Source organism: Schinkia acidoalkalinis, from assembly GCF_054301215.1.
Genome location: NZ_CP182573.1, coordinates 2,840,504 through 2,859,021 on the forward strand (window position 1 = coordinate 2,840,504; position 18,518 = coordinate 2,859,021).

The window sequence follows — 18,518 nt, forward strand, 5'->3', positions numbered from 1 at the left end:
ACGGATATGGTAAAATGTTGGTATGAGGTGAGAGGATGTTAATTAACGGTATACAATATGAAGTTGTAGAGGATTATCGCAACGGATTTAATGAGGAAGCCATTAAAGAACGTTACAGTGATATTTTAAATAGATATGACTATATAGTTGGTGACTGGGGATACAACCAACTAAGATTAAAAGGTTTTTTTGACGATTCTAACCAAAAGGCAACACCGGAAACGAAAATAGGCACACTGAAGGAGTATTTATATGAATATTGTAATTTCGGCTGTGCTTATTTTGTCATGAAAAAAGTAAAGCGGTAATAATAAACGGGTAAGAGTAGACGATATTCACAATTCAATATTTCATAAAGCGAATATTGCGAACAAGTTTGATTGGACATCGCAAAAGATGAACGGTTAGAGACTTAGCCATTCTAATTCTTATGCAGTGTCCAATCACTTAGGAAGCAATATTCGGTTTGTGGAATATTGCTTATTTTACAATCTTATTGCGTAGAATACGGCATTTCATGGTCTGTATCCTTATCATCATGCGTAGGATGTGCCCCTGGAAATTGCCTTGGCAAGTCTTGATGCATTGACTTGAATTCATAGTTAAATGCGCTGTGTCTACGCTGCCCTTCTTCCCATGGAGTACTTTTCAACTCCACTGGTGCATCCTGGCGAATGGATGAACCATATGGTCCATCAGGGAATTCCTCCGGTATTAAAAAGTTCCGCATTGTTTCCACATTTGAAAGATCACTATTTTCTTGACGAGTATCCTTATCGGTTACCTTATCAGCCAAAAAAACCACCTCCTATAGATAAGATTATCTATAGGAGGTGGTTTCATGTGGTGAAAGTTCATCCAATTTCATCTTATACAGAAGTGATCCCCATTAGGAAATGTCGAAGATCCTCTGCATCCTCTTCATCGAGATTATAAATATACTCCAGATAGCCTGGTTCATTCAAATCATCACGGCCAATAATTGCGAATCGATGGCTTTGTGTATCAAGAACAATATTTTTTCCGTAATAGCGATCTGTTTGAATAATGGCTAAATCAAATCTTTGCTTAGTCCCAACAAAACTAATAAATCTCGTTTTTGATTCAACTGTATCATCATAAAGATAGAAAAAATCAGAAATAATAATCCCCTCCAAAGAGTTCTTCGGTTTCCTGAAGTCTATTTTACATGAATAACGGCAACTTGTCCTGCATTATGCAACATTGATATTATTTCCATAAAATTTATAAGCTAACATTTTATTATAACAAATAAAAATCCTAAAATGAGACAAGCTAGAAATTCTGTTGGATTTTGTCGATATTGTGTCAAAAATATATCGAAATTGGAAGGGGCTGTGCTAAAATAATAAATATACATAAAAAAGTACATAATATAGATAATGAAAAATAGTGAGGTGGATTCTGTTGTATTTTGTAGACCGTGAAAAAATTGAACAGCTTTTGCAACTTATTGAAAATAACTTGAAAATTATTAAAGAACAACCAAGCTGGCAGGGAATGATTGAAAAGCTTGCATTAGAGCGAATTGTTCATCTTTTAATTGAAACTGTGCTAGATGTGGGCAATCACTTGATTGACGGCTTTATCATGCGGGACCCAGGCAGCTATGAAGATATTATTGATATTTTATTGGATGAAAAAGTCATCTCTGCCGAAGACGAGGCGCCTTTAAAGGAAATTATTGCTTTCCGGAAAATGTTGGTCCAAAATTATGAAGATATTGACCATGGACAAGTTTTACAAGGATTGCAAGAACATAAAGCGGCACTAGAAGTATTTCCCAATAAAGTAAGAAAGTATTTAGAAAATGAATTAGGATCCATCACTACCTTTAAAAGATAAAAGTGTTAACAAAATATTCAATAGTATATAAATATAGAAGTATAGAAATGTCGAAATTTGTGTTATAATGTAAACTAGGGTGGTGATGTCAATGGCTAGTAATTCATCTTCAACAAGAGATGAAATTCTAACAATGTTGAAAATGAACAGACGTATGACTGTCACTGAAATGGCTAACCAATTACAAATTACGGAAATGGCTGTTCGGAGACATTTAAATACGTTGGAAAAAGATCGTTATGTTGAGACTATTCTAGTTAGGCAAGCGATGGGGCGCCCTCTAAACATTTATCAGCTGTCAGAAGAAGGGGAAGAACTATTCCCTCGAAACTATAAAAATATCATTCTAGAATTTATAGCTGATATTGAAGAATTGTGCGGCCAAGAAATGGTAGACCAGTTGTTTGAAAGACGTAAAAACCGTATGAGAGAAATGCTGATCAAACGTTTGGATCATAAACCTTTGGAAGAAAGACTTGAACAGCTAGTACAAATTCAAAATGATAAAGGTTACATGGCTAATATTGAAAAGAATGAAGACGGCAGCTTTGAGCTTTCAGAACATAATTGCCCAATCGCCTTAGTAGCTAATAAGTACCAAGCAGCATGTCACAGTGAACTTGAATTATTTAAAGAAGTACTGGGTACAGATAAGATTGTTAGACATGCATGTTTGAGCGATGGCGATGGTGCCTGTCAATATCATATTATGAAGTAATTTCTAAGAGGCTGTCTCAAGCGTCTGACATCCAGTGGGTGTTTTGTAAATCTACAGATTAGTAGATTTCACACGTTTGAGACAGCCTCTTTTAATACATAATAGTAGTAGAAAGGTGTGAGTTCGTGAAGAAGTATCAAGCTTATTTAATCGATTTGGACGGAACGATGTACCGTGGTACGGAACGAATAGAAGAGGCCGTTCATTTTGTTAAGGCATTGCATGAAAATAAGATTCCATATTTATTTGTAACCAATAATTCTTCAAGAAGACCAGACCAAGTTGCCGAAAAATTATTATCGTTTGGTATACCAGCAACCCCTGAAAAAGTATTTACTTCAAGCATGGCTACAGCAAGCTACATAGCATCGCAAAACAAAGACGCGAATATTTATATGATTGGTGAAGAAGGGCTGCACCATGCGTTATCAGAGGAAAAGTTCACATTTGTTGATGAAAATCCGGATTATGTAGTGGTCGGTATTGACAGGGAGTTAACATATGAAAAATTAGCAAAAGGCTGCTTGGCCATTCGAAAGGGAGCTATTTTACTTTCAACAAATGCAGATATGGCTTTTCCAACAGAACGTGGATTTGTACCCGGAAATGGAGCAATCACATCAGTATTTACTGCTTCGACTGGAGTAGTGCCTATTTATATTGGAAAACCTGAAGCCATTATTATGGATCAAGCGTTGCAGGTGATCGGCGCAAAAAAGGAAGAGACGCTGATGATTGGCGATAACTATGATACCGATATTGCAGCGGGCATGCGCGCAGGCTTAGATACGCTTCTAGTGCATACTGGGGTCACAACAAAGGAAAAGTTGACAACGTATGAAAAACAACCAACCTATGTAGTGGACACACTAAGCGAATGGATCGATAGAATTTAGGAAGCAAAAAATGGAACATGAGAACCGTCCCCATGTTCCATTCGCTTTTTATTCTACATTTTTAACTCTGTGGGCGAGACGGCTTGAAGCAGCTGCAGCAATGGCCCCGACAATATCATCCAAGAAAGTATTGCAAACGCCATCACGATGCTCGTTTATTTTCTCCAAGATTCCAGGCTTTTGCTTATCGATGTATCCATAGTTTGTAAAACCAATCGATCCATAAACATTGATGATGGAAAGTGCAATGATTTCATCAACGCCGTACAAACCTTCGTCATTTAATAAAGTCGTTAACAACGGTTCTGAGATTAGTTTTTTCTCTGCTAAAATATCTAATTCGATCCCAGTTATAATCGCATTTTGTACTTCACGTTTTGATAACACACGTTCAACGTTTTCTAAGCAATCTTCAATCTTAAGATTTGTATGATATTTATTTTGTAAATAATATACTAAATCGGCAATATCCTTCAGGTCTACACCGCGTTCTTTTAAAAGTTCTCTAGCTCTTTTTTCAATAGGGTCCATATTCATTTCATCCTTCATCTCGTTTTTCACCTTTTCTAATTATATTATACGTTTTGAGTACAGTAATGTTCAAAATATATTTCTTAACTTTTCCAAACTACTCCTATTTATACTTCAAACTTCACAATCATACATATAAATAAGGTGAAAGGAAAGGGGCTAAAGAAAATGATTGAAAGGGATTTGTTCGAACAATATCGATTAAATGTCAGCCGATTTATCAATTACCGCGGTTATCAGGCGTTTTACGATAAAGGGGATTTATATGTTATTGTGCCCATTCCCTTTATTGAACGGGAGGAATTGGTGGAAATAAAACAAATGAGTGATTACCTTCATTTTCAAAAAGAGGATCAAGTAGCTTTATTTTTACCAACGATTAAGCAGGAGCTGGAAGGAAACATAAATGGTGAAAAGGTAGTAGTTTACAAAATTCCAAGATTAAATAGACGGAAAAGGATTAGTGATGGGGAAGACTTGGCTAGACTCCATAAAAAAGGGCGGTCCTATCCGTATCTGCCAAAATCAGCAACGCGGCTTGGGGCGTGGAAACCATTATGGGAAATGCGACTCAATCAACTTGAAAATTGGTGGGGTCAAAGGGTACGGGAGCTACCCACGAATCAATTTGAGAAATTATTTTATGAAACGTTTCCCTATTATCTTGGTTTGTCTGAAAATGCTATACAGTTTGTGACAGATTGTATGTGGGATGACCAACGTAATGAGGGACAGTTCGGTACAATTTGCCATATTAAATATCAGCCAGAGTCTCAAGCCGATGCTGTTATTTTTCCAACAGATTTAACTTATGATCATCCGACCCGTGATCTTGCGGAATGGATTAGAAATAAGTTCATGAATGGAATGGATCCTCTAGAGGCAAGAAACTTTTTGAATCATTATGATAAGATACTACCGTTATCTCCAGTAAGCTGGCAGCTTTTATTTGGTAGATTGCTGTTTCCGCTTCCTTATTTTGAAATAATTGAAGGATATTATTCGACATCAGACGAGAGGACAAAAGAGGGATTTGCCCAAGATTTCATTCATTATCTGGAACAAACAGAAGGTTATGAACAATTTTTAAGTACATTCTTCAAAAACGTCGCCTTGTCGTCAAGAAATATGCAAATTTTTGAAATTGAGTGGCTTCAAGGTGTAAAAAGGTAGTTGAATTATGTTAATATTATAAAAAGTACGCTGGCAGGGGATGTATCAATAGTGCGGAAGACACTTTGTTACATCCCCTGTCATAGATTGGACAAGCTTATTATTCGAGAATTCAATAAAATCTCTTGTAAAGAAACGGAATAACATCTATAATGTCCGTATGATAAAAACAGGTGTGTTTCAATCGTAGACATAGAGGAAGGGGAAATGAAATGTGAAATCAATTTCCATTGGATTATTGGGGCTAGGAACAGTAGGAAGCGGTGTGGTTCAAATTGTTGAGCGCCACCAAGATAAATTAATGCATCAGGTTGGATGTCCGGTTGAAATTACCAAAATCGTTGTAAAAAATTTAAATAAACAGCGGGATATTGAGATTGATCCATCCAAATTAACAACAGATCCAAATGAGGTTATCGAAAATCCTAATATAGATATTGTTGTTGAGGTAATGGGTGGAATTGAAGAAACAAGAAATTATGTGATTAAAGCACTTCGAAATAAAAAGCATGTGGTTACTGCAAACAAAGATCTAATAGCTGTATACGGTTCAGAGTTATTAGGGATTGCTGAAGAGAATGGCTGTGATTTATTTTTTGAGGCAAGTGTTGCCGGCGGTATTCCGATTATCCGTAGTTTAGTAGACGGGCTTGCATCTGACCGGATTACAAAAATGATGGGCATTGTAAATGGAACAACAAACTACATCCTTACAAAAATGTCACAGGAAGGCCGTGCTTATAGTGAGGTTTTAAAAGAAGCTCAAGCATTAGGCTATGCAGAATCGGATCCAACCGCAGATGTTGAAGGGTTGGACGCCGCTAGAAAAATGGCGATTCTCGCAACGTTAGGATTTTCAATGCTCATTGATTTGGATGATGTAAAGGTGAACGGAATCTCAAATATCACTGAGGAAGATTTAGAGTATAGTAAACGTTTAGGCTACACGATAAAGTTAATTGGGATTGCCAGCCGTGAAAATGATAAGGTAGAGGTTAGTGTACAGCCGACATTGTTGCCTCATAACCATCCACTCGCTACCGTTAATGATGTCTTTAATGCTGTTTATGTGTATGGGGAAGCAGTAGGAGAAACAATGTTTTATGGGCCTGGCGCAGGCCAATTGCCAACAGCCACTTCCATCGTTTCCGACCTTGTTGAAGTGATAAAAAATATGAGATTAGGCGTGAATGGCAATAAATTTATTGCGCCACAATATAAAAAGAGTTTAAAATCCGATGAAGAAATTCTTTCTAAATATTTCATGCGCATACATGTTAAAGATCAAGCAGGAGCATTTTCGGCAATCACTTCTTTATTCGCCAGCTACAATGTCAGCTTTGAGAAAATTTTGCAGCTGCCATTAAAGGCTCATGGTTTAGCAGAAATTGTGATTATCACACATCATGCAACTAAAAAAGCCTACAATGAAATTATCGAAAAATTAAAGACTTTAGATGTAGTCTATGATATTAAGAGCAGCTACCGGGTTGAAGGAGAGGAAGTACTTTAATGAAAAGACAAGCATTTAGAATAACTGCACCGGGAAGTACAGCCAATCTGGGACCTGGTTTTGATTCCGTTGGAATGGCGGTCAACCGCTATTTAATATTGGATGTGATGCCAAGTGATGAGTGGATGTTTATTGCTAAATCAAACGATTTGGCTGGACTTCCTACCGGAACAGATAACTTAATGTATAAAGTTGCTTTGTCAGTTGCAGAGGATTTTAATGCTGAATTACCGCCGCATAAAGTTGAAGTAACAAGCGACATTCCTTTATCAAGAGGACTTGGCAGCAGTGCGGCCGCAATCGTAGCAGGAATTGAATTGGCCAATGTAATCCTTGATCTTAACTTATCTAATGAGGAAAAATTAAGACGTGCAAGCAATATTGAAGGACATTTGGACAATGTAGCAGCCTCATTATTTGGCGGACTTATCGTTGGAAGCCACCGGGAAGATGGCACAGATATGGTTCATGCAGGATACCCGGATATTGATATCATTGTCTACATTCCTACTTACGAACTGGAGACAAAAAAGTCTAGGAAAGCTCTTCCTGAGGAATTGGATTTTAAAACGGCTGTTCTTGCAAGTGGGATCAGCAATGTGCTTGTTGCTGCGCTTCTAACATCAAATTGGGAATTAGCAGGGAAAATGATGGCAAAGGATTTATTCCACCAGCCATACCGCAAGGAGCTTGTTCCAGAGTTGGATATGGTTTATGCCCTGGCTGACGAATTAGGAGCCTATGGTGTTGCTTTAAGCGGTGCAGGACCTACTATTATTTGTTTCGCGCCAAAAGGGAAAGGGGAGTCCATTCAGAAGCGTTTACAGCAAAACTTCCCTGATGCAGATATTGAAACTTTAAAAGTGGATCAAGCAGGTTTATCGGTAGACATAAATTGTACGCTTGATATGAAAAAACAGCCTTCAATGTGATTGAGGGCTGTTTTCCTTTGCTAAACTAGCTTTAAGCTTTTCCATTTAAAAAACCTGTTCTACTTCAACGATGCCTGGAACTTCTTCGATTAAAGCGCGTTCAATCCCCGCTTTTAAAGTGATAGTAGAACTAGGACAACTACCGCAAGCACCCATTAGGCGTAATTTAACAATTCCATCTTCGACATCTACTAATTCACAGTCACCGCCATCACGTTGTAGGTATGGACGAAGCTTGTTTATAACTTCTTCAACTTGTTGAAGTATTGTATTATTCTCACTCATTATAATCGACTCCTTTCTTACCTACTTATTATAATTGTTACCACTTTAAAAATCTATTCTAACACCTCCAACTTCAATTTATTTTCCAGTAAACTGGACTGTTTATATTCTTTTAGTTTTTTAGTAAAATAAATGAAAGAGACTATGGATTGTCCCAAGTTAAGCAGAAAGAGGTCGTAGTATGATTAATCCACTGATTGAGTTTTGTGTTAGTAATTTAGCGAGTGGAGCGCAAAAGGCAAAAGAAAAGTTGGAAAAGGATCCAAATCTCGACGTAATTGAGTATGGCTGTCTAAGCTATTGCGGGAAATGTGCCCATACTTTTTTTGCATTGGTAAATGGAGAATTTGTATCTGGGGAGACGCCAGATGACTTAGTAGAAAATATCTACAAATATTTAGATGAAAATCCTATGTTTTAAGGTGCTGACATTACACCTTTAACATACCAACCAGCAGTGAAGGTGGTAAAACTTATCTCCACTGCTGGAATACATTCATAAGATTTGTTTTGCTTGATGAGCTTCATCCTGTTTCATCGCATCCCTTGTTGCATACCATTGTGCCCTGGCCATGTCGACAAGTTTTCGCTCCATCGTTGTGTTTTGCTTATCAACCACTTTTGAAAAATGGGTGATTGCTTGACTGTAATGCCCTAGCCTCCTATTTAATTCACCGATTAAGTACAATACTCGCACTTCTGTCATGTCTGTATTGCCATAATTCGCTTCCATATAAGCTTGATTTAAGAATTCCAATGCCAATTCCATGAACCGATTTTCTTCTGATTTATTTTTAGCTTTCCGATAAAGCCATGTGAGTCGAAGTAAAAGGTTAGCAATTATAATCGGCTTTTCTTTCTTAAGTGTCGCACAATAGAATGCTAGTTTGTATGTTTGAATGGCTTGAAGGTTGGACCTTTCATTCCCTAATTCTTGTGGAACCCATTTTGCTGAAACGGATTTTTGAATAGCCTCTTTCGTGCCATCTGGGAAATAGGTTGCAAATTGGTCAGTAAATGAATAACCACATGATGGGCAAACTTTTACAAAATAAAGGAGCGGGCTAATCTGTTCATCTTGATAGTATGGGCAAAAGTCAGTATCCGTATGATCAAGTTTGATAAACCTTGTGCGGATTTTTTTAGTTGTAAAAGAAGTTCGGCAGTTTGGGCAAGTTTCCTTTTTATCGTATAAGGGTGTAATCATTATGTTGTTTGACATTCCGCATCCTCCCCTTTTTCATTCGTTATATTTAATGTACCACTAAATGCGACTATATGCCTATTTTTTTATGAAGTAAAAATAGAAAAGGCACCGTAAAATCCAAGGGATTCCGATGCCTTTCCATTCTAGAGAAACGGGGGATAAAAACCATTATGAACCAAAAGTCTTATATTTATACATTTAAAAAATAAAAATATGTTTTTCACGGTATTAAACATATTATACTATTATGTTTAATAAGCAGTTTTTTTGTAATTGAGGGTCAACATTAGTATACTGATATCAATCTATAAGCAGATATGTAAAATATTCCCTAAGCCGTTTATCCCTTCCTAACCCATTAATGATCTACGCTTGTCCAATCAAGATAGGTCGGAATAATCGACTTAAGGAATACCATCATGTGGCATATAAAAGGAGGTTTTTAAATAATGGAGCTTACAATAACAGAAGCAGCGGCAAGTCAGATTTTCACAATGATGAAAGAAGAGAGCAATGAAAATCTGTTCTTGCGCATTGGCGTAAAAGGTGGAGGCTGCAGTGGGTTATCATATGGAATGGGCTTTGAAGAAGAACAGTCTGAGCAAGATTTGCTGTTTGAACAGCATAATTTAAAGATTGTCGTAAATAAGGAAGACGCCCCTATCTTAAATGGTGTTAAAATAGATTATAAGCAAAATATGATGGGGGGAGGCTTTACCATCGATAATCCAAATGCTATTGCCTCTTGTGGCTGTGGGTCATCATTTAGAACAGCCGACCGTAATGGTACTCCTGAAGAATGCTAAAAATAAGAGAGGAGCTAAGGCAGGCTTAGCTCCTCTCTTATTTCATTTAAACATACTTGACGAATGCATTGGTTGCACTTTTGCATCCGGATCAATATATGTTTTGGCAACATTTACGGCTGTTGGGGCTTCCCCGAAACCAGTCGCAATTAATTTGATTTTCCCTTCGTACGTTGCTATATCACCAGCTGCAAAAATGCCGGGAATATTGGTTTCCATTTTTGAGTTAACGACAATCGCGTTTTTGTCGATGGTAAGACCCCATTCCTTTATAGGACCTAAAGAAGAAACGAACCCATAGTTGACAATAAGGGCATCGATATCAATGGTGACCTCTTCATTCGTTTGGGCATCGGTTAAAACTATTTGGGTAATTTTTTCGCCATCGCCAATTAACTGTTTTGGATTGTATGGTGTTAGAATTCTTGCTTTCGAATTCATTAAATTTTCAACACTATGCTCATGGGCACGGAATTTATCGCGACGATGTGCGATTGTTACCTCATTGGCAATAGGCTCCAGCATCAATGTCCAGTCAACCGCTGAGTCGCCACCACCAAGGACGACAACTCTTTGATCGGCAAATTTATTCATATCATCAACAAAATAATGTAAGTTCTTGCCTTCATATTGCGCGGCTTCTTCAAGTTCTAGGCGACGAGGTTGGAACGCACCGTTCCCTGCCGTAATGATAATTGATTTTGTATAATGAATCTCCGTTTTAGATGTGAGCTTGAATATACCATCCTCTTGCTTTTCAACCTTCTCTACAGATTGATTTAACGTAATCGTCGGTGCAAATTTACTCATTTGCTCCTTTAGTTGATTTATTAATTCTTGGGCACGAACTTTAGGAAATCCAGCTACATCATAAATGTATTTTTCTGGATAAAGTGCTGATAATTGTCCTCCTAATTGTGGAAGGCTTTCAATAATTTTAACACTTGCTTGTCTCATACCGGCATAGAACGTTGCGAATAGTCCACAAGGTCCGCCACCAATAACAGTGATGTCATACACTTTAGAATCAATTTTCACATTAATCCCCCCAAGTCGTATACATATCATGTGCTACTATTTATTCTAGCATACTCCTTGAATAATTTCTTTAATTTTCAAATAACTCAAACATTTTAATGTAACATTTATATTTAAAAAATTTAGAAAAGGAAAAAAAGTAGTTGATAAATAACTAAAAAAAGAATAATATGTTGTCTATACGAAATTGTTACTTAATTGTTACAAAGAGGGAAATATTTTGTGAACTAATGAATTTGTTTGAATTTGTTTGTGAAATAGTTAACATGTCATAAAAAAATAACTTTTAACCAAAAATAAAACAATAATGAAAAAAGGTGGATGTGATACATTTGAAACGACCAGATATAGTAATATTAGGAGCAGGTTACGGCGGCATGATGACTGCTGTCAATTTACAAAGAACATTAGGGGTAAACGAAGCAAATATTACGCTTGTAAACAAACATAATTATCATTATCAAACAACATGGTTACATGAGGGTGCTGCAGGAACCATTCACCATGATAAAATTCGCATCCCTATTAAGGATGTTATTCATCCAAGCAAAGTAAATTTTATAAAAGATACTGTTGTTGAAATCAAACCTAAAGAAAAAAAGGTTATCTTAGAAAATGGTGAGCTTACCTATGACTATTTAGTCATCAGCCTTGGCTTTGAGTCAGAAACTTTTGGAATAAAAGGCTTAAAAGAATATGCATTCTCAATCGCCAGCATTAATTCGGCACGTTTAATTCGTGAGCATATTGAGTATTGCTTTGCTAAATATAATAATGAGCCTGAAAAACGCGAGGAATTATTAACGATTGTTGTCGGTGGTGCAGGCTTTACGGGTATAGAGTTTTTAGGAGAGTTAGCCAATAGAGTTCCGGAGCTATGCAAGGAATTTGATATTGATCGTAAAAACGTGCGCATGATTTGTGTGGAAGCTGCGCCAACAGCATTGCCTGGATTTAATCAATCATTGGTTGAGTATGCGATGAACTACCTTGAACAAAGAGGGGTTGAATTTAAAATAGGCACAGCTATTAAAGAATGCACTCCAGATGGTATTATCGTTGCTAAAGATGACAATGTGGAAGAAATTAAAGCTGAAACAGTTGTATGGGCCGCAGGTGTACGCGGGAATTCAGTTGTTGAAAAATCTGGTTTCGAAGCTATGCGTGGCCGCGTAAAGGTTGAGCCTGATTTAAGAGCGCCAGGCTATGATGATGTTTTTATTATTGGGGATTGTGCTTTATTAATAAACGAGGAAATTAATCGTCCATACCCGCCAACAGCGCAAATTTCTATTCAAGAAGCAGAAACCTGCGCAGCGAACATTGCGACCCTTGTAAGAGGAAAAGGAGAATTGAAGAAATTTGTTCCGGATATTAAAGGAACGGTATGTTCACTGGGGCATGAGGATGCGATGGGGGTTGTCTTTGGAGACCGCCAATTATATGGAACACAAGCTTCTTTTATGAAAAAGGTTATTGATAACCGCTATTTATGGAAGCTTGGTGGGCTGCCACTAGTGCTGAAAAAAGGGAAATTAAAAATGTTTTAATAAACCACAAAGCCAGCTCACTAAGAGCTGGCTTTTTTGAAGTGCTTTCGCCCTTTTATCCGAAAATTCGATCCTTACACGACATAATCATTGACGGCTTATCTCGGTTTAAGTAAACTAACATTGATGTGTGTTGGGGAGGTGTAGCAGTGGGTATTCCACAGCTCTTAGTATCAGTTCTATTATTTATCGTATTATTCTTGGGAATTGGCTTTATTTTAAATATGTTATTAAGAAAAACATGGGTAATGGCCATCGTTTATCCAATTGTTGTTATTTTAATTGTTGATAAAGTTCGTTTTTTTAAATATTTTACTGAACCTGGTGCATCATTCAAGGCTTTGGGAAATAGCTTTGAATCCTTGGGATCAGCTGACTTGATTATTTTAATAAGCGGATTTATTGGAGCCATTTTGTCTGGAGTCGTCATTAAATTTTTACGGAAAAATGGTTATCAAATGTTCTAAAAAAGATCGTTTATATAAACACAAGGGACTGGCTAATTTGGTCAGTCTCTTTTCTTTTGCCAACAATTTACACTCTTTTCTGTATATTTATCTTTCATTTTGGAAATAAATAGTCCGAGAGAGGAGTGAAGAACATAGTGAAATTTTGGAAGAATACAATAAAACGGACGATGATGACGATTATGTTTATGACGGCCTTATTGACTACTTTTCATTCTATTTCAGGTGTTCAAGCGAAAGACTTTTCTATTTGGGAATGGTATCAAAAGAAATTTAGCAATCATGAAGCTACTGTATATCAAAACAAATCACATAAGACAAAGAAATTAGCCCTAAGTAAAAAAGGCTTGACCAGATATGTTGCTGAAAAGAAGGCAATCTCCAGCGAATCGATTGAAATGCCTAAACGACTGGAAGAAGCTTTTGATTGGTCCCAGTATCCGTCAAGGAAGGTAGTTGCAACTGGGTACACGGCCGGAGTTGAATCAACAGGAAAAGACGAAAATCATCCCGAATATGGAATTACCTATTCAGGGGTGAAGGTGAAACGCGACTTATACTCAACGGTAGCAGCTGACTTAGATGTGTTTCCAATTGGAACAATTCTTTTTATTCCAAACTATGGATATGGTGTTGTGGCCGATAAGGGTGCAGCCATAAAAGGCCATAAACTTGACCTTTATTACGAAACGGTTGATGATGTTTATAACCATTGGGGTAAAAAAGAAGTTGAAATCTACGTAGTGAAAAAAGGTGATGGGTCTCTTACTGAAGAGGAATTAGCCCGTCTAAATGAAGATCGTTCCTTGCAAGTATTTAGACAGCAAATAATAAAAGGATAAAATAATGGAGAGGCTAACTCGTGATGGAGTCAGCCTCTTTTTTTTCAATAAATAAGATAATATAAAAGCAATGTTAACAGAATACCGGTGAGTGCTCCGAAAAATACTTCCATTGGTTTATGGCCTAAGAGTTCCTTAAGCTCTTTTTTCCTTTCGTATTCCTCTTTTTGCTGTAGAGATTTCGCTTCCTTTACAAAGTTCTGAAACTCGACGACAAGCCAATTTAGAACAGTAGCTTGCTCTCCAGCATGATATCGTATACCGGTTGCATCGAACATAACAATAATGCCGAAAACGACTGAAACTGCAAATAATGGTGAGTCTAAACCCTGTTGAAGTGCAATCGCAGTTGATAATGCTGTAACTGCACCAGAGTGGGAGCTGGGCATGCCGCCAGTGCTTGTTAATAAGGACCAATCCACTTTCTTTGTAGCAATTAATGAAATCGGAACTTTAATAAATTGAGCGAAAAAGATTGCTAAGAGTGCTGCCCAAAGCGGGAAATTGTAAAATAAGCCCATTTCGTATCGTCCTTTCAAATACTAGCAGTGCCCGCTAATTTGGTATTCTTACCATAATTATATCATAATTCAGTCAAATCATTCGAATTTGCTTTTGTTTTCTAACAATTGGATAATAAAAAATGGAGGTGCATAATATGTTTAAGGTTATTAATGAATTGCCGCTAAATGAGGTGCAAGAGGCCCTGATCATTGGTATATTTGAGCCGCAAAAGGCAGAAGGGATTCTAAAGGAACTTGATGACATTTTTGATGGGCAGCTTTTTGAATTACTGCGGGAAGGTGACTTAAAAGGGAAGAAAAAAGAAATATGCAAAATACATACATTAGGGAAAATTGGCTTTAAACGGATTTATTTCGTAGGTCTCGGCAAAGAAAAGGAAGTAAAGTTCTCTAGCCTGCGCAAGGTCTATGGATGCCTTGTCAAACAATTGAATAAGGACCGTTTATCAAAAGTTACATTGGCTCTGGATACATTTATCTCAGATGATGTCGACGCTGTGGATGCAGCCCATGCCTTTGGTGAGGCTGTTGCTTTAGCAGGGTATCAATTTGAAAGCTATAAAAGAAAGCCAAATATTCCTGATAGGTGTTTAGAAGAGATTGAGATATTCACCGGGGAAGACCAGGATGATATTCGTGCTGCCTTAACCGTTGGTCATGTATATGGCAAGGGGACAAATACGGCCCGAAATCTAGTCAATCTACCGCCCAATATGCTTACAGCGTCGGATTTAGCGGAGTACGCGGTTGGAATAGCCAATAAGTACGGAATGGATTATGAGGTGCTTGAAAAAGAAGATATGGAAAGGCTTGGAATGGGTGCAATTTTAGCGGTAAATAAGGGCTCAGTGGAGCCGCCGAAGATGATTGTCCTAAAATACCATGGCAAGGAAAAATGGGAGGATGTTCTAGCATTTGTAGGCAAGGGAATCACCTATGATACAGGCGGCTACAGCTTAAAACCACGGGAAAGCATGGTTGGTATGAAAACAGACATGGGTGGAGCAGCAGCGGTCCTTGGTGCCATGGAAATTATTGGGGAACTTAAGCCGGATATGAACGTAGTTGCAGTTATACCATCTACAGATAATGTAATTAGCGGATCTGCTTATAAACCAGATGATGTGATTATATCCATGAGTGGAAAAACGATTGAAGTATTAAATACAGATGCAGAAGGCCGTCTTGCCCTTTCTGATGCGATTACTTATGCCAAGCACCAGGGCGCTAATTTTATCGTTGATATTGCGACTCTAACGGGCGGTGTCATCGTTGCTTTGGGAGATGAAACAACGGGGGCGATGACCAATCATGAGGAGTTTTATGAAGAAGTGTTGGAAGCTTCCTATGAAGCGGGAGAGCCAATCTGGCTTTTGCCTTATTTCGATGTTTACAAAGAGAGAGTGCGTAATCACAGCAAAATTGCAGATTTAAGCAATTCACCAGGCCGTGAGGCACATGCAATTATGGCGGGTGCATTTTTAGGCGAATTTGCAGAAGAAACACCATGGGTGCATCTTGATATAGCAGGTACAGCAACTTCCAAGAAGGATTATGATCTTGGCCCTAGTGGAGCAACAGGTGTGATGGTAAGAACGTTGGCGTTATTAGCAGAACGAATGGCTGAAGCGGAATAAAAATAAAAGGCTGCCTTGGCAGTATCTAGCATTCACAGGGGTACCAATCATTTGATTGGCATATGGATCATGCTAGACACTATCAAGACAGCCTGTTTTGCATAAAAGCTTAGGCAACCGTTTGTTTAGATAGTGAATTTGATTTTCGCACTGCTGCATAAATACGTGGCGAAATCGCACCTGCCACAATGGAGAGAATGATGTCCTTTGGGAGTGGAAACATCATCCAGCCCCAAGCTACCTTATAAGTAAATCCGTCCGGTGCATCCGCCCACAATTTATAAGCGTAATACATATAGTTTGTGCCAAGTACATAATTAATCACCATACCGATTAAGGATGCCACAACAAAGCGGCTTACTGTTGGCTTTTCCGCCTTTTCGATAATCAGACCAACTACATAAGATACAAGAATATAAGATAAAATAAATCCAAATGTCGGTTTAATTAAGATTGCTGGGCCGCCTGTAAATTGAGCAAATACCGGTGCACCAACAAGGCCGACTAATGTATAGACAATCATCGCTAATGCGCCAATCCGGCTCCCTAAAATACATCCTGCAAGAACGGAAAAGAATGTTTGTAATGTAATAGGCACACCGCCAATCACAAGAAATGATGCTGAATTCGCTCCAACCGCCATTAAAGCAACAAACACCCCTACCATTGTTAAATCAATTGTTCTAATCTTTTTCATACTTAAACTCCCCTCCAAACTCCTTAATCAAATAATAGTATGGAGTATATTTATTTGTCAACTTATAATGAATTATAGTTAACAATAAAAAATAGGGGTGATGATCACCCCTATTTTTGCGGACTTAGTTGAAAAATTCTTTGTAACCGTGTTGCTCTTTCTGTGCCATTGAAAAATCACTTGAAAATTCAGTTGTCTCAACATTTGTTTTCAGACCGTCATTGACTTTTTTCCTAGGTGCTTTTGCTTTTTTTCCTTTACCAGCATGTTCAGACATGTGCTCACCCCGTGTAATTAGTATTGAAAACGTAAAACGTTTCTCATTTAGTTTGCGATTTCTAATCGTCTTTATACTTTTGGAAAGATTTCTACTTTGTGGACAGAAGCCTAAACGATTTTTTTTTTTCAGTCATACACTAAAGTGTAGTCTAGAACACACAAGGAGGAAAAGATAATGGGTGGACCAATTGTAAATGATAGTCGCTTTTTTGGCCGCCCGGGATTTGGTCGCTGGGGATTTGGCAGACCGTTTTTCGGGGGATTTGGAAGACCATTTTATGGAGGATTTGGAATGCCGTTTTATGGGGGCTGGGGGGTTGGAAGACCGTTTGGCTTTGGTTATCCATATGGCTATGGCTTTGGATTTCCTGGATTTTTCTGGTGAGAGCTTTGCTCCACCTTTTTTTAATGCAAAAAAAGTGTCGGGCCTTCACTTATGGGAAGCCAGACACTTTTTAATCAGACTTTCATGCCGGTTGTTTTTGATATAGGTTTTGATTTAAGTGATTTAATAAAATATCGAGTTCTTGACTGCATTGGATTGTCATTTGACTGTTAATGCCGTAAATAGCTGCATAGTCAAACATCTGTTTTCTCTTTATCTCTATTTGCTGCCGCAGTAACAAAATAATTCTACCCGTTACGTTACTCATTCTTTCTTCTCCCCACTATTTCATTAATAATTGTAACAATCACTAGAATATAATGAACTAAATCTATCAATATGTTGATAATAGATTGTTAAATCTATTATGACAGATTTTAAAAAATAAGAAATAGCTTCGACAAAACTAGTCATAATGTATTATAAAAGACGAAAAGGTGGAATTAATTTGGCTAAGCTTTTATAATAGATATAAATAGGAAAAATAGTATTTGTTGTAAAAACTGTAACTATTTTGTTAATAAAGTCGGCATTTTTTACAATCAGTTAAGGTTTCTACAATATTTAAAAAGGAGTCGAATGTGAATGAGTGAACAATCTGCTAAAGAGCGTAATTTCACCCCTATTATTGTTATTTTGACGATTGTCGTCAATGCGCTTGTCGCCGTTCTCTACTTTATGCCGAAGCAGTATAGTTCTATTAGTGATGTGGATTTAACAATATTACCTTTTTTGAATGCGGTTTTTAATAGTTTTACATTTGTCTTTTTAGTTGCGGCCTTAGTATCAATTAAACAGAAAAACATTAAGCTCCACAAAAGATTTATATTAGCTGCTTTTACGACTACAGCTTTATTTTTAGTATCTTATGTGACGTACCATGGAATGGCGGAATCTACGCCTTTCGGTGGTGAAGGCGCGATTCGCTATGTTTACTTTTTTATTCTTTTAACACATATTGTACTTTCTGCTGTTATCGTTCCGCTTGCTTTAGTAACGGTAGCTAGAGGCTTTAATATGAAGATTGAAAAGCATCGCAAAATTGCACGTTGGACAATGCCATTATGGTTATATGTTAGTTTAACAGGTGTCATTGTTTATCTTATGATTTCCCCATATTATTAAGAAATCATGGAATACATGATATAAAAAAGCTGTAAGACGAATTCGTC

Annotated in this window: 25 protein-coding genes; 15 read left to right on the forward strand and 10 right to left on the reverse strand. The window is 37.4% G+C overall.

Features of this window, described 5'->3' with window-relative positions; genetic code table 11:
* Window positions 1-35 precede the first annotated feature (35 nt).
* A complete protein-coding gene (locus tag ACNQFZ_RS14350) occupies window positions 36-308 on the forward strand; it encodes a YutD family protein (RefSeq protein ID WP_458412015.1) in 273 nt (90 codons plus the stop codon).
* A gap of 185 nt (window positions 309-493) precedes the next feature.
* Here ACNQFZ_RS14350 and ACNQFZ_RS14355 read toward each other — a convergent pair whose 3' ends face one another.
* Both ACNQFZ_RS14355 and ACNQFZ_RS14360 read right to left on the reverse strand, forming a co-directional pair.
* On the reverse strand, window positions 494-730 hold the full coding sequence (locus tag ACNQFZ_RS14355) for a cytosolic protein (protein WP_458415399.1): 237 nt from the start codon (window positions 728-730) through the stop codon (window positions 494-496).
* A gap of 139 nt (window positions 731-869) precedes the next feature.
* The gene (locus ACNQFZ_RS14360; RefSeq protein ID WP_458415400.1) at window positions 870-1,142 is read right to left on the reverse strand and encodes a DUF3055 domain-containing protein; all 273 of its coding nucleotides are present in this window, start codon (window positions 1,140-1,142) and stop codon (window positions 870-872) included.
* A 286-nt stretch (window positions 1,143-1,428) separates the two neighbouring features.
* On the opposite strand from ACNQFZ_RS14360, the gene hepT reads away from it, so the two are divergent.
* From hepT to ACNQFZ_RS14375, 3 genes are all read left to right on the forward strand, one after another.
* Window positions 1,429-1,866, forward strand: a complete 438-nt coding sequence (gene hepT, locus ACNQFZ_RS14365; RefSeq protein WP_458412016.1) for a type VII toxin-antitoxin system HepT family RNase toxin — start codon at window positions 1,429-1,431, stop codon at window positions 1,864-1,866.
* A 91-nt stretch (window positions 1,867-1,957) separates the two neighbouring features.
* Window positions 1,958-2,584: a helix-turn-helix transcriptional regulator gene (locus tag ACNQFZ_RS14370; RefSeq protein WP_458412017.1), complete on the forward strand. Its 627-nt coding sequence runs from the start codon at window positions 1,958-1,960 to the stop codon at window positions 2,582-2,584.
* Window positions 2,585-2,709: 125 nt separating this feature from the next.
* On the forward strand, window positions 2,710-3,480 hold the full coding sequence (locus ACNQFZ_RS14375; protein WP_458412018.1) for a TIGR01457 family HAD-type hydrolase: 771 nt from the start codon (window positions 2,710-2,712) through the stop codon (window positions 3,478-3,480).
* Window positions 3,481-3,528: 48 nt separating this feature from the next.
* Here the strand turns inward: ACNQFZ_RS14375 and ACNQFZ_RS14380 are convergent, their stop codons facing one another.
* Window positions 3,529-4,029, reverse strand: a complete 501-nt coding sequence (locus ACNQFZ_RS14380; protein WP_458412019.1) for a phosphatidylglycerophosphatase A family protein — start codon at window positions 4,027-4,029, stop codon at window positions 3,529-3,531.
* 150 nt (window positions 4,030-4,179) lie between these two features.
* On the opposite strand from ACNQFZ_RS14380, the gene yutH reads away from it, so the two are divergent.
* The 3 genes from yutH (at window position 4,180) to thrB (ending at window position 7,629) form a co-directional block, all read left to right on the forward strand.
* Window positions 4,180-5,184, forward strand: a complete 1,005-nt coding sequence (yutH, locus tag ACNQFZ_RS14385; RefSeq protein WP_458412020.1) for a spore coat putative kinase YutH — start codon at window positions 4,180-4,182, stop codon at window positions 5,182-5,184.
* A gap of 214 nt (window positions 5,185-5,398) precedes the next feature.
* Window positions 5,399-6,697: a homoserine dehydrogenase gene (locus ACNQFZ_RS14390; RefSeq protein ID WP_458412021.1), complete on the forward strand. Its 1,299-nt coding sequence runs from the start codon at window positions 5,399-5,401 to the stop codon at window positions 6,695-6,697.
* Window positions 6,697-7,629: a homoserine kinase gene (gene thrB, locus ACNQFZ_RS14395; protein WP_458412022.1), complete on the forward strand. Its 933-nt coding sequence runs from the start codon at window positions 6,697-6,699 to the stop codon at window positions 7,627-7,629. Before ACNQFZ_RS14390 ends, thrB begins: the two co-directional genes overlap by 1 nt.
* Window positions 7,630-7,674: 45 nt before the next feature.
* Here thrB and ACNQFZ_RS14400 read toward each other — a convergent pair whose 3' ends face one another.
* A complete protein-coding gene (locus ACNQFZ_RS14400; RefSeq protein WP_458412023.1) occupies window positions 7,675-7,914 on the reverse strand; it encodes a NifU family protein in 240 nt (79 codons plus the stop codon).
* A gap of 181 nt (window positions 7,915-8,095) precedes the next feature.
* On the opposite strand from ACNQFZ_RS14400, the gene ACNQFZ_RS14405 reads away from it, so the two are divergent.
* A complete protein-coding gene (locus ACNQFZ_RS14405; RefSeq protein ID WP_458412024.1) occupies window positions 8,096-8,335 on the forward strand; it encodes a YuzB family protein in 240 nt (79 codons plus the stop codon).
* Window positions 8,336-8,410: 75 nt separating this feature from the next.
* On the opposite strand, the gene ACNQFZ_RS14410 is transcribed toward ACNQFZ_RS14405, so the two are convergent.
* Window positions 8,411-9,136 carry a DUF2225 domain-containing protein gene (locus tag ACNQFZ_RS14410; protein ID WP_458412025.1) on the reverse strand — a complete coding sequence of 242 codons (726 nt, stop codon included), beginning with the start codon at window positions 9,134-9,136 and terminating at the stop codon, window positions 8,411-8,413.
* A 434-nt stretch (window positions 9,137-9,570) separates the two neighbouring features.
* Here ACNQFZ_RS14410 and ACNQFZ_RS14415 point away from each other — a divergent pair, with 434 nt between their 5' ends.
* On the forward strand, window positions 9,571-9,927 hold the full coding sequence (locus ACNQFZ_RS14415) for a HesB/IscA family protein (protein WP_458412026.1): 357 nt from the start codon (window positions 9,571-9,573) through the stop codon (window positions 9,925-9,927).
* Between the two features lie 42 nt (window positions 9,928-9,969).
* On the opposite strand, the gene ACNQFZ_RS14420 is transcribed toward ACNQFZ_RS14415, so the two are convergent.
* Entirely contained in the window at window positions 9,970-10,965 is a 996-nt protein-coding gene (locus ACNQFZ_RS14420) for an NAD(P)/FAD-dependent oxidoreductase (protein WP_458412027.1), read from the reverse strand.
* A gap of 332 nt (window positions 10,966-11,297) precedes the next feature.
* Between ACNQFZ_RS14420 and ACNQFZ_RS14425 the strand changes: the two genes are divergently transcribed.
* The 3 genes from ACNQFZ_RS14425 to ACNQFZ_RS14435 all read left to right on the forward strand — a co-directional run bounded on the left by ACNQFZ_RS14425 (window position 11,298) and on the right by ACNQFZ_RS14435 (window position 13,824).
* Window positions 11,298-12,515 (forward strand): NAD(P)/FAD-dependent oxidoreductase, encoded by a 1,218-nt coding sequence (locus ACNQFZ_RS14425; protein WP_458412028.1) that lies wholly within the window; start codon window positions 11,298-11,300, stop codon window positions 12,513-12,515.
* 149 nt (window positions 12,516-12,664) lie between these two features.
* Complete coding sequence (locus ACNQFZ_RS14430; protein ID WP_458412029.1) at window positions 12,665-12,982, forward strand: YuiB family protein; 318 nt, start codon at window positions 12,665-12,667, stop codon at window positions 12,980-12,982.
* Between the two features lie 137 nt (window positions 12,983-13,119).
* On the forward strand, window positions 13,120-13,824 hold the full coding sequence (locus ACNQFZ_RS14435; RefSeq protein ID WP_458412030.1) for a 3D domain-containing protein: 705 nt from the start codon (window positions 13,120-13,122) through the stop codon (window positions 13,822-13,824).
* A 44-nt stretch (window positions 13,825-13,868) separates the two neighbouring features.
* On the opposite strand, the gene ACNQFZ_RS14440 is transcribed toward ACNQFZ_RS14435, so the two are convergent.
* The gene (locus tag ACNQFZ_RS14440; RefSeq protein WP_458412031.1) at window positions 13,869-14,345 is read right to left on the reverse strand and encodes a divergent PAP2 family protein; all 477 of its coding nucleotides are present in this window, start codon (window positions 14,343-14,345) and stop codon (window positions 13,869-13,871) included.
* Window positions 14,346-14,482: 137 nt separating this feature from the next.
* Here ACNQFZ_RS14440 and ACNQFZ_RS14445 point away from each other — a divergent pair, with 137 nt between their 5' ends.
* Window positions 14,483-15,985 carry a leucyl aminopeptidase gene (locus ACNQFZ_RS14445; protein ID WP_458412032.1) on the forward strand — a complete coding sequence of 501 codons (1,503 nt, stop codon included), beginning with the start codon at window positions 14,483-14,485 and terminating at the stop codon, window positions 15,983-15,985.
* A 109-nt stretch (window positions 15,986-16,094) separates the two neighbouring features.
* Here the strand turns inward: ACNQFZ_RS14445 and ACNQFZ_RS14450 are convergent, their stop codons facing one another.
* Both ACNQFZ_RS14450 and ACNQFZ_RS14455 read right to left on the reverse strand, forming a co-directional pair.
* On the reverse strand, window positions 16,095-16,682 hold the full coding sequence (locus ACNQFZ_RS14450; RefSeq protein WP_458412033.1) for a biotin transporter BioY: 588 nt from the start codon (window positions 16,680-16,682) through the stop codon (window positions 16,095-16,097).
* Window positions 16,683-16,806: 124 nt separating this feature from the next.
* Window positions 16,807-16,959 (reverse strand): hypothetical protein, encoded by a 153-nt coding sequence (locus ACNQFZ_RS14455; protein WP_458412034.1) that lies wholly within the window; start codon window positions 16,957-16,959, stop codon window positions 16,807-16,809.
* Window positions 16,960-17,136: 177 nt separating this feature from the next.
* Between ACNQFZ_RS14455 and ACNQFZ_RS14460 the strand changes: the two genes are divergently transcribed.
* On the forward strand, window positions 17,137-17,346 hold the full coding sequence (locus ACNQFZ_RS14460) for a hypothetical protein (protein ID WP_458412035.1): 210 nt from the start codon (window positions 17,137-17,139) through the stop codon (window positions 17,344-17,346).
* Between the two features lie 82 nt (window positions 17,347-17,428).
* Here the strand turns inward: ACNQFZ_RS14460 and ACNQFZ_RS14465 are convergent, their stop codons facing one another.
* On the reverse strand, window positions 17,429-17,614 hold the full coding sequence (locus tag ACNQFZ_RS14465) for an aspartyl-phosphate phosphatase Spo0E family protein (RefSeq protein WP_458412036.1): 186 nt from the start codon (window positions 17,612-17,614) through the stop codon (window positions 17,429-17,431).
* A 317-nt stretch (window positions 17,615-17,931) separates the two neighbouring features.
* On the opposite strand from ACNQFZ_RS14465, the gene ACNQFZ_RS14470 reads away from it, so the two are divergent.
* Window positions 17,932-18,471, forward strand: coding sequence for a DUF420 domain-containing protein (locus ACNQFZ_RS14470; protein ID WP_458412037.1), 540 nt, complete (start codon window positions 17,932-17,934; stop codon window positions 18,469-18,471).
* The last annotated feature ends 47 nt before the right edge of the window (window positions 18,472-18,518 follow it).

Bases quoted from the DNA above. Each gene is read 5' to 3' on its own strand.
- ACNQFZ_RS14350 (WP_458412015.1), top strand. From the start codon at position 36: ATGTTAATTAACGGTATACAATATGAAGTTGTAGAGGATTATCGCAAC.
- ACNQFZ_RS14355 (WP_458415399.1), bottom strand. From the start codon at position 730: ATGCGGAACTTTTTAATACCGGAGGAATTCCCTGATGGACCATATGGT.
- ACNQFZ_RS14370 (WP_458412017.1), top strand. From the start codon at position 1,958: ATGGCTAGTAATTCATCTTCAACAAGAGATGAAATTCTAACAATGTTG.
- ACNQFZ_RS14380 (WP_458412019.1), bottom strand. From the start codon at position 4,029: ATGAAGGATGAAATGAATATGGACCCTATTGAAAAAAGAGCTAGAGAA.
- yutH (WP_458412020.1), top strand. From the start codon at position 4,180: ATGATTGAAAGGGATTTGTTCGAACAATATCGATTAAATGTCAGCCGA.
- thrB (WP_458412022.1), top strand. From the start codon at position 6,697: ATGAAAAGACAAGCATTTAGAATAACTGCACCGGGAAGTACAGCCAAT.
- ACNQFZ_RS14400 (WP_458412023.1), bottom strand. From the start codon at position 7,914: ATGAGTGAGAATAATACAATACTTCAACAAGTTGAAGAAGTTATAAAC.
- ACNQFZ_RS14405 (WP_458412024.1), top strand. From the start codon at position 8,096: ATGATTAATCCACTGATTGAGTTTTGTGTTAGTAATTTAGCGAGTGGA.
- ACNQFZ_RS14410 (WP_458412025.1), bottom strand. From the start codon at position 9,136: ATGTCAAACAACATAATGATTACACCCTTATACGATAAAAAGGAAACT.
- ACNQFZ_RS14415 (WP_458412026.1), top strand. From the start codon at position 9,571: ATGGAGCTTACAATAACAGAAGCAGCGGCAAGTCAGATTTTCACAATG.
- ACNQFZ_RS14440 (WP_458412031.1), bottom strand. From the start codon at position 14,345: ATGGGCTTATTTTACAATTTCCCGCTTTGGGCAGCACTCTTAGCAATC.
- ACNQFZ_RS14445 (WP_458412032.1), top strand. From the start codon at position 14,483: ATGTTTAAGGTTATTAATGAATTGCCGCTAAATGAGGTGCAAGAGGCC.
- ACNQFZ_RS14450 (WP_458412033.1), bottom strand. From the start codon at position 16,682: ATGAAAAAGATTAGAACAATTGATTTAACAATGGTAGGGGTGTTTGTT.
- ACNQFZ_RS14455 (WP_458412034.1), bottom strand. From the start codon at position 16,959: ATGTCTGAACATGCTGGTAAAGGAAAAAAAGCAAAAGCACCTAGGAAA.
- ACNQFZ_RS14460 (WP_458412035.1), top strand. From the start codon at position 17,137: ATGGGTGGACCAATTGTAAATGATAGTCGCTTTTTTGGCCGCCCGGGA.
- ACNQFZ_RS14465 (WP_458412036.1), bottom strand. From the start codon at position 17,614: ATGAGTAACGTAACGGGTAGAATTATTTTGTTACTGCGGCAGCAAATA.
- ACNQFZ_RS14470 (WP_458412037.1), top strand. From the start codon at position 17,932: ATGAGTGAACAATCTGCTAAAGAGCGTAATTTCACCCCTATTATTGTT.